The organism is Streptomyces spinoverrucosus (assembly GCF_006539505.1).
In the GTDB taxonomy this organism is placed as follows: Bacteria; Actinomycetota; Actinomycetes; order Streptomycetales; family Streptomycetaceae; genus Streptomyces; species Streptomyces spinoverrucosus.
The window spans coordinates 1-1,579 of record NZ_BJND01000173.1 but is presented as its reverse complement, the minus strand read 5'-3'; the positions used below and the strand labels follow the sequence as shown (position 1 = coordinate 1,579).

The 1,579-nt window shown below is 70.8% G+C and carries 1 protein-coding gene; it reads right to left on the bottom strand.

The window, feature by feature from the left end:
- A partial coding sequence (locus SSP24_RS42355; protein ID WP_141316586.1) for an L-aspartate oxidase occupies positions 1-1,579 on the bottom strand: 1,579 nt, incomplete at both ends.

Sequence of the window (1,579 nt, the reverse complement as noted above, 5' to 3'; positions counted from 1 at the left end):
CTCGGGGACCAGACGAGGTTGACCTGGAGTGCGGGGTCCATGTCCGGGTAGTCGCTGCGGTTGTGGCAGCCGCGGGTCTCACGGCGTTCGAGTGCGGCTTCGAGTGTGGCCCGGGCGGCCAGGGCCGCGGACTTGAGGTCGAAGGCGTGCGCGAGGTCCTGGTAGCCGGCGATGTCGGGGTGGACGCCGACGTTCTCCATCCGCTTCTCGATCACCTCGAGTTCCGCCAGTCCGGCGCGCAGTCCTTCCTCGTCGCGTACGACGCCCGCGTGGTCGGTCATGGTGTTGCGGATGGCGCGTTGCAGTGCGCGGACGTTCTCCGGGCCGTCCGCGGCGAGCAGCTCGTCGACCTCCGCTCGGGCGTCGGCCACTGCCGACGCCGACCGCGGTTGCGCGGTCAGCGACTCCGAGTAGGCGGCGGCCGCGCGTGCGGTGATGCGGCCGTAGACCAGCAGCTCGATGAGGCTGTTGCCGCCGAGCCGGTTGGCACCGTGCAGGCCGCTCGACGCCTCACCGATGGCATACAGACCGCGGACGTCGGTGCTGTGGTCCTCCGGCCGGGTCCAGACCCCGCCCATCGAGTAGTGCGCCGTGGGCGCGACCTCGATCGGGTCGCGGGTGATGTCCAGCATCTGCAGATCAAGAAGGGTCTGATACACCCGGGGGAGCCGGTTCATGATCGTCTGCCGGGGCAGGTGGGAGACATCGAGCCACACGCCGCCCTTGGGCGTGCCGCGGCCTTCCTTGATCTCCGTGTAGGAGGCGAGGGCCACGCGGTCGCGGGTGGAGAGTTCCATGCGCTCGGGGTCGTAGCGGGCCATGAACCGCTCGCCGAGCGCGTTGCGCAGGATGCCGCCCTCGCCGCGCGCGGCCTCGCTGACGAGGGTGCCGGCCGCGTTCTCCGGCTCGATGATGCCGGAGGGGTGGAACTGGACCAGTTCGGGGTCGCGCAGGCGGGCCCCGGCCTCCACCGCCAGCCGGAACGAGTCGCCGGTGTTCTCATCGCGTCGTGAGGAGGTGCGCCGCCAGATGCGGGTGTGGCCGCCGGCCGCGAGGATGACGGCGTCGGCGTGGATGAGGTAGCGCGTTCCGTTCGCGAGGTCGAAGCCGTAGGCGCCGAACACGGCACCGTCATGGACCAGGAGCCGGGTGATGTAGACGCTGTCGAGCATGGGAATGTCCAGCTGGCTCGCGCGCCTGATGAGCGTGCGCTGGATCTCCAGGCCGGTGTAGTCGCCGGCGAAGGCCGTGCGGCGGAACTTGTGCGCGCCGAAGAACCGCTGCGAGATGCGGCCGTCCTCCTCCCGGGCGAAGGCCATGCCGTAGCGCTCCAGGTCGTCGATGCCCAGGGCGGCGCCCTGGGTGACGATCTCGACGGTGCGGGGATCGGCGAGCAGGTAGCTCTCCTTGAGGGTGTCCGCGGCGTGCTGCTGCCAGCTGTCCTCGGGATCCATCGTGGCCAGCGCCGCGTTGATTCCCCCCGCAGCGAGGGCCGTGTGGGCGTCCTCCTTGGGACGCTTGCCGACCGCTAGGACATCGACACCGGCCTCCGCCAGCTCGATCGCCGCCCGCAGGCCGG